4 protein-coding genes are annotated in these 7121 nt (G+C 34.7%); all 4 read right to left on the bottom strand.

What is annotated here, in order from left to right; genetic code table 11:
• Positions 1-2373: a TonB-dependent receptor gene (locus AC1EU5_RS15165; protein ID WP_480193264.1), complete on the bottom strand. Its 2373-nt coding sequence runs from the start codon at positions 2371-2373 to the stop codon at positions 1-3.
• A 237-nt stretch (positions 2374-2610) separates the two neighbouring features.
• Positions 2611-4833 (bottom strand): NADP-dependent isocitrate dehydrogenase, encoded by a 2223-nt coding sequence (locus AC1EU5_RS15170; RefSeq protein ID WP_480193265.1) that lies wholly within the window; start codon positions 4831-4833, stop codon positions 2611-2613.
• Between the two features lie 974 nt (positions 4834-5807).
• Positions 5808-6158: a 50S ribosomal protein L19 gene (gene rplS, locus AC1EU5_RS15175; protein WP_480193266.1), complete on the bottom strand. Its 351-nt coding sequence runs from the start codon at positions 6156-6158 to the stop codon at positions 5808-5810.
• Between the two features lie 119 nt (positions 6159-6277).
• Positions 6278-6958, bottom strand: a complete 681-nt coding sequence (trmD, locus tag AC1EU5_RS15180) for a tRNA (guanosine(37)-N1)-methyltransferase TrmD (protein WP_480193267.1) — start codon at positions 6956-6958, stop codon at positions 6278-6280.
• Positions 6959-7121: the final 163 nt, after the last annotated feature.

Raw genomic sequence — 7121 nt, forward strand, 5'->3', positions numbered from 1 at the left:
TTAAAACTTAAAATTATAAGATATTGATGGTACTATACCAAATAAAGCGAAGCGCGTTGCTTCGTTAACACCGGTTGTTCTATTTTGTGCGAATGTAATTGATGTTGCATTACGCCGATTGTACAGGTTATAAATGCCAAATACCCATTCAGCTTGCCAACCTTTCTTTTTAGTAGGTTTGGGTGTGTATATAGCTGATATATCCAAGCGGTGATACGCAGGTAACCTATCAGCATTTCTATCATTAAAATTCGGAATCAAAATTCCGTTAAATTCATATTGACTACTAGGGTAGGTGGTGGGCTGCCCGGTTTGAAATATAAAATTGGCATTGAATTTCCATTTTTTATTCAGCTCATAATTACCGGTTATAGAAATATCATGTGTTTTGTCATAAGGTGTATTGTACCAATTTCCGTTATTGATTCCTGTCTCTATGGGTATCCTCCCGGGTGTGCGTTGTTCTGATTTTGACAAGGTATAGGCAATCCAACCTTTTAAACGCCCTTCGTTTTTACGAAGTAATACTTCAAGGCCATATGCTCTTGATTCTCCGTTTAGGATCACACGTTCAATGGCATCATTGGCAACAAGGTCAGCCCCATCTATATAGTCAATTCTATTCTGCACCTGTTTATAAAAACTTTCAACTTCTAAGGAATATTTTGAGTCAAAATCTCTGAAATAGCCAATAGCGTATTGATCTAATAACTGAGGTTTGATAAATTTTCCACTAGGTGTCCAAACATCTAAGGGTGTAGGAGAGCTGGTATTTGACAGTAAATGCAAATACTGACTCAATCTATTGTAACTGGTCTTGACAGATGAATTATCTGTTACTTGATAGGATAAAGATACTCTTGGTTCAAAATTATTGAATGATTCAATTACATCACTTCTGTCAAAAGTTGCAACGCCAATGGCATCAGCACTTTCATAGATCTGAAAATCCTCATTAAATAATACAGGCTGATCATTATTATAGATATTCAACTCGTCTTGTCCTAAACGATGAAATGTGCTAAATCGTAATCCGTATGACAGGGCGAGTTTATCGGTAATGGTGTGTTCTGCATCAATATAGATTGCATTTTCAAAAGCAAATTTGTCAATTAGTTTTCTTGGATTGATTCCTGAAGTAGGGGTAGAAGGTTCTATCTCTCCGGGATTAAAATCATGGTAAATACTGTTTAGCCCATACTGTAATTTAAACTTGTCAGTTATATAATGCTTGAAATCATATTTCAAATTAAAATTGGTGATGCCAGAGTTCCAATCAAACTCTACAAAGTTGAGGTTGAGCCCATAGTAGTAATCTGAATATATTAAAGAAAGATTTGAGAATAGTTTATCTGAGAATAAGTGATTCCAACGAAAGTTGACTACTGTATTTCCATAAATATTTTCAAAACTGTCATTAATTTCAAATACATCTCTACCAAAATAACCAGATAAATAAATGTTATTTCTATCATTTAATTTATAGCTTAATTTGGTATTCAGGTCATAGAAATACGCAATATTATCAAGGTCAAATAAGGGTAAAAACAAATGCGCATAAGTAGCACGCCCTCCAAAGAGAAAAGAACCTTGTTCTTTTTTAATGGGGCCTTCAGCTAACAATCTGCTTGATACTAAGCCAATACCGCCATTCATATGAAATTCTTTGCTGTTTCCTTCTTTCTGATAAATATCAAGTACAGAAGAAACTCTACCGCCATAGCGCGCAGGAATGCCACCTTTATATAATTTTAAATCCTTAATAGCATCTGGGTTAAATACAGAAAATAGCCCAAAAAGATGCGAAGAATTATATATGGTAGCTTCATCTAATAGAATTAGATTTTGATCTGTAGCACCACCACGCACATTAAACCCTGAAGAACCTTCACCGGCATTGGTGACTCCCGGTAATAATGTAATTGATTTAATAATGTCTACTTCGCCTAGAACCACCGGTATTTGTTTAATGGTAGTAGTAGTTAAGGCATTTACGCTCATTTGTGGTTTTCTAATGTTGAGTTTTTCTACATTTTCAGTAATTACTACTTCTTCAAGGGTTTCAGAAGACTCTATGAGGTTAAAATTTTTTGTTAAGTCTTGATCAAGGTTGATCGTTTCTGAGATAGGAGTATATCCTATAGAACTAATAATGATTTTGTGGGTTCCTTGTGGTATGGTAATAGAATAAAACCCATACTCATTTGTGGTGGTTCCGGTATTTAGATCAGGAAAAATAATGGTTACACCTATTAAGGTTTCATTACTTTTTTGTTCGTAGATGGTGCCGCTGAGTGTGAATTTTTCTTGAGAAATTGCTACCAGGCAATAGAAAATGGCCAGCAAGTAAAGATTCTTTTTGAAGAATTTCATTAAAAATGATTAGAGTATAAATATAAAGAAAGTGCTTATTTTCTAACTAAAAAAAGATGTTATATGTAAGTTATCTTTTCATAGACCAACTAAAAGAATGACACGTTAAATATTTTTTGTGACTTTTTAAAAATGTTTGTGTCATAATAATAGAGATTTGAATTAGTTAGTTGAATAAAAAGCAGGTTAAGAACTTTCTTACCTGCTTTTTTTATTTTCTAGAATTTCTGGCTGATCTTATAATGTTGCCAATATAGCGTTGAATGTTGCACTTGGTCGCATTGCTTCAGCCATCATTTTTTCACTAGGTTCATAGTAGCCACCGATATCAACAGGATCACCCTGAGCAGCATTTAATTCATCAATAATAGTTGATTCATTTTCAGCTAACTCATTTGCAATTTTACTAAAAATAGTTTGTAACTCTGTACTTGTTTCTTGAGTGGCTAATGCTTGGGCCCAGTACAAGGTTAAATAAAAATGACTACCTCTATTGTCTAATTCGTGTACTACCCTAGAAGGCGATTTTTTATTATCTAAAAACTTATCCGTAGCATCATCTAACGTTTCAGCCAGTACTTTAGCATTGTTGTTATTAAAGGTTTCTCCTAAATGTTCTAATGATACCGCTAATGCCAGAAATTCTCCTAGAGAATCCCAACGTAGATGACCTTCTTGTAAAAATTGTTGTACATGCTTAGGTGCAGATCCACCGGCACCTGTTTCAAACAAACCACCACCATTCATTAATGGCACTATAGATAGCATTTTTGCACTGGTACCTACTTCCAGAATAGGGAAGAGGTCTGTTAAATAGTCACGTAATACATTACCAGATACTGAAATGGTATCTTTTCCTTCTTTAATGCGCTCTAAAGTAAACTTTGTAGCTGTAATGGGATCTAAAATTCTGATATCTAAGCCAGCAGTATCATGCTCTGGTAGGTACTGATTTACTTTTTTAATTAATTGGGCATCATGTGCTCTGTTTTTATCTAACCAGAAAACTGCAGGCGTTTGTGATGCCCTAGCTCTTGAAACCGCCAATCGTACCCAGTCTTTTACAGGTGCATCTTTGGTTTGGCACATACGCCAGATATCACCAGCTTCTACTTTATGCTCAATTAATATGTTTTGGGAGCTGTCAATCACCTGAACTTTTCCATTTGATTCTATTTCAAATGTTTTGTCATGTGAACCGTATTCTTCAGCTTTCTTTGCCATCAATCCTACATTAGGTACAGTACCCATAGTAGTAGGATCAAAAGCACCATGCTCTTTGCAGAAATCAATAGTTGCAGTATAAATTCCTGCATAGCTACTATCAGGAATCACTGCCTTTGTATCTTGAGATTTACCATTGGCGTTCCACATTTGCCCGGAGTTGCGAATCATTGCAGGCATAGAAGCATCAATAATAATATCACTAGGCACGTGTAAATTCGTAATCCCTTTATCAGAATTTACCATTGCCAGGTCAGGGCCATTATCCAATGCTGCATCTATAGCATTTTGTATTTCTTTACGTTTGTTTTCAGGTAATTTTTCAAGGTTACTCAATAAATTTCCGAATCCGTTATTGACATCTACACCGGCTTCATCTAAAACAGTATCATAGGTTTCAAAAACATCTTTAAAATAGGTGCGTACAGCATGCCCAAAAATAATAGGGTCGCTCACCTTCATCATGGTAGCTTTCATGTGTAGCGAAAATAAAACGCCTTTTGCTTTTGCATCAGCAACCTGCTCTTCTAAGAATGTGAGTAGTGCTTTTTTGCTCATTACTGTAGCATCTATAATCTCGCCTTTTAACAAAGTCAGATTTTTCTTTAGTAGAGTGGTGCCGTTTTCTCCAACGAATTGGATGCTAACTTCATCATCTTTATCCAACGTCAATGACTTCTCATTATGTGCAAAATCACCTGCCGTCATAGTTGCTACATGTGATTTAGAATCAGAAGACCATACACCCATTGAATGTGGATTTTTACGTGCATAATTTTTAATGGCTTTTGGGGCACGACGATCAGAGTTTCCTTCTCGTAATACTGGATTCACCGCACTTCCTTTTATTTTGTCATAACGTGCTTTGATCGCTTTTTCTTCGTCACTTTCAGGCTCATCAGGATAATCAGGTAGTGCATATCCCCATTTTTGTAGCTCAGCAATAGCAGCTTTTAACTGAGGAATAGAAGCACTAATATTTGGTAATTTAATGATGTTGGTTTCCGGTAAGTGTACCATTTCACCAAGTACAGCTAGATCATCTGTTATTTTTTGTTCATCTGTTAGAAAATCAGAGAATTTGGCTAAAATTCTAGCGGCTAATGAAATGTCTTTTGTTTCTAGGCTAATGTTAGCAGTTTTGGTAAATGCCTTGACAATAGGGAGCCATGATTGAGTAGCCAGTGCAGGAGCCTCATCAGTCTTTGTATATGTTATTTTAGCTTGTTGTGACATATATACTATATATTTATGAACGTATAAATTTTGCGAATGCAAATATACTATTTCTGAACAAGATTTTTAGGGTGATTTAGCGCTAGTTTTATGCAAAAAACAAAAGCACTCTATTAAGGGATAGAGTGCTTTATAACATTGTTCTTTTTAATGATATTTTATCGATTAATTGTGCGCTAAACACTTTAATTTGATAGTATTAAAAACAACAATAAAAAACGATTTCTCGTTCATATAAAATCTAAATAGCTCATAGTGTTATGCTAATTCTAGCAGTAATAAAAGGGATAATTTAAAAAGGGTTTATCTAGATTTTACAGGTTTAAAAGTACGCTAAAAGCTTTGTTTTAAGCGTTTTCGAGTTGTATTTATTGTTAACTCGTTATAAACATAAGTTATTAACAATTGTTAATAATTTGAAATTAGGAAAAACTAAAGCCATACTAGCAGAACTAATATGGCTTTTAGCTGAAAAATTTAACTCAAGCTGTAATCATTTGCATAACTACCTTTACCTTTCATTAGAAACAGTAACACTCAGTCTCATTTTTCGTATTAAACTACTTTTTTAAAAATTATCCTTTTTAAACTTGCGCCTAAATCAAATTCTTTCAAAAAAACTAATTTAACTTTGTTTTCAATACCTTAATATTTCTAATTATTCATGCTAAATACTCAGTCCTATTAATTAGCAGTATTCAAAACTAAAAAGAACGTTCTTCTTTTGAACCTACATTCATTTACAAGCTTCATAAAAATCCCTTCCAACTTGCGTTTTCCGTTTTTCTTAATCCCAGTTATAAATTACTAACTGTAAATTCTTCTGCTAAAGTAAAAGGATATTTAAAAAAACAAAAAATTCCTGCTCTAAAAATATTAAGAGAATATGAAGAGTGCTTATTAACAAATGTTAATAATGAAAAAAAGCTGTTTTGAATTTCAAAACAGCTTTGATATTGTGAAGCAAAAATAGCTTAAGCTCTCTGCTCTTTAATTCTTGCTTTCTTACCTGTAAGGTTTCTGAAATAGTAGATTCTTGCTCTTCTAACCTTACCACGCTTATTCACTTCAATTTTTTGAATAGCCGGCATGTTAATAGGGAAGATACGTTCTACACCTACGGTACCTGACATTTTTTTAATGGTAAAGGTTTCCGTAGCACCAGAACCTCTACGCTGAATCACTACACCTTTAAAGAACTGTACACGTGTTTTGTTACCTTCTTTAATTTCGTAGTATACTGTAATGGTGTCACCTGCTGAAAATTCAGGAACATCTTTTTTAGCTACAAACTCGTCTTGTACGTATTTTACTAAAGAGTCCATTGTTTATTTTTTAATGGTTTATCAAAAGCAACATGCACGATTTTCGTCAGAGGTTAATTTTGCGAGTGCAAATTTACGAAAAACTTTAAATATAAAAATAATACTAGTAAAAATTTATTTTAGTCGTCTTGAAGCAGGTCGGGCCTAATCTGTTGGGTGCGATGTTGTGCTTGCTCGTGACGCCAGGCTTCTATCTTTGCAAAGTTACCTGATAAGAGTACTTCTGGCACTTTATGCCCTTCATAATCGGAGGGCCTAGTGTAGATAGGTGGTGAAAGCAATCCATCTTGAAAAGAATCGGTAAGGGCGGAGGTTTCATCACCCAAAACACCAGGGATTAACCGAATGATACTATCGCATAAAACCGCCGCGCCCAATTCGCCACCGCTCAACACATAATCGCCAATAGAAATCTCTTTAGTAACAAATAATTCACGTACACGTTGGTCTATGCCTTTATAATGCCCACATAAAATAATAATGTTTTTAGCTAATGATAGCGTATTGGCTGTTTGCTGATTCAATACAGGAGCATCAGGCGTCATAAAAATAACTTCGTCATACGCACGCGCTGCTTTTAATTTAGCAATGCATTTATCAATAGGTTCTATCATGAGTACCATACCGGCACCACCACCAAAAGCATAGTCATCTATTTTACCGTATTTGTTAACAGCATAGTCTCGTAAGTCATGAAAATAGACATCTACTAAGTCCTTGTCAATAGCTCTTTTAATAATGGAATATTGAAACGGACTCTGAATCAACTCAGGTGTAACCGAAATTAGATCTATACGCATGCAGCAAAGGTAGACTATTTACATAGAGATAAAAAGCAAGGGATTTCGCCCATTGGTTTGTGTATGGCGCGTTGCGTTAGGTTTAGCGACTAATTTAATAAATAAAACTGGCGATAGTTCTTTTGCGAGTGATTTTCCGAAAGGAAAATCCGAAGCAATGAAT

This window comes from Maritimimonas sp. 2405UD52-3 (assembly GCF_056591715.1).

What these genes read in the sequence shown, in the direction of transcription:
- trmD (WP_480193267.1), bottom strand. Translation starts at nt 6,958, where the DNA reads ATGCGTATAGATCTAATTTCGGTTACACCTGAGTTGATTCAGAGTCCG.
- AC1EU5_RS15165 (WP_480193264.1), bottom strand. Translation starts at nt 2,373, where the DNA reads ATGAAATTCTTCAAAAAGAATCTTTACTTGCTGGCCATTTTCTATTGC.
- rplS (WP_480193266.1), bottom strand. Translation starts at nt 6,158, where the DNA reads ATGGACTCTTTAGTAAAATACGTACAAGACGAGTTTGTAGCTAAAAAA.
- AC1EU5_RS15170 (WP_480193265.1), bottom strand. Translation starts at nt 4,833, where the DNA reads ATGTCACAACAAGCTAAAATAACATATACAAAGACTGATGAGGCTCCT.